Origin of the sequence: Fundicoccus sp. Sow4_H7, from assembly GCF_052115865.1 — a bacterium.
In the GTDB taxonomy this organism is placed as follows: Bacteria; Bacillota; Bacilli; order Lactobacillales; family Aerococcaceae; genus Fundicoccus_A.
This window is the reverse complement of the sequence record NZ_JBQKME010000030.1, coordinates 1-542: the sequence shown is the minus strand read 5'-3', so window position 1 is coordinate 542 and position 542 is coordinate 1. Positions and strand designations below refer to the sequence as shown.

The window sequence follows — 542 nt, the reverse complement described above, 5'->3', positions numbered from 1 at the left end:
TACAATCCCTTGTGTATTCGTTAACCAATCAAACAGTTTAAAAGGATGATAGGTGAAGGATTGTAATTTTTCAGGTTTCATCAAAATGAGTTTCCAATATCGTTTGAATTTGTTATATAAACGTTCATCTTTCGTCCGTACACTATTCATGAACTGTGTGCGATACTTATTGAGTTCTCGACTAATGGCTTGAATGATATGAAAAGAATCGATCATAATTTTGGCTTTTGGGAACCAGCGCTGAATAATGTCCATATAAGGTTCATACATATCAATTGTAATGGTCTTAACCTTCCTTCTCACTTTGAGTGGATAGCGACAAAAATAAGCAGATAACGATCTCTTTTTACGATCCTCAACGACATCAACCACTTGATGCGTTACAGCATCTGACATGATAAAACTCATCGCTGCATCTACTGAGCGTACACTCTTGAATTCATCAAAGGATAAATGTTCTGGTAAGTCATGAGTAGGTCTAACACGTATAGCAGAAGCCGTTTGTTTAATCACTCGACGAACAGTATGAGTCGAAACAAAAG

General features: G+C 36.5%; 1 protein-coding gene. It reads right to left on the bottom strand.

Going from position 1 to position 542, the window contains the following annotated elements:
• Positions 1-542, bottom strand: a 542-nt coding sequence (locus ACTQ54_RS12395; RefSeq protein ID WP_441757250.1) for a transposase, incomplete at both ends; no start/stop codon positions are given.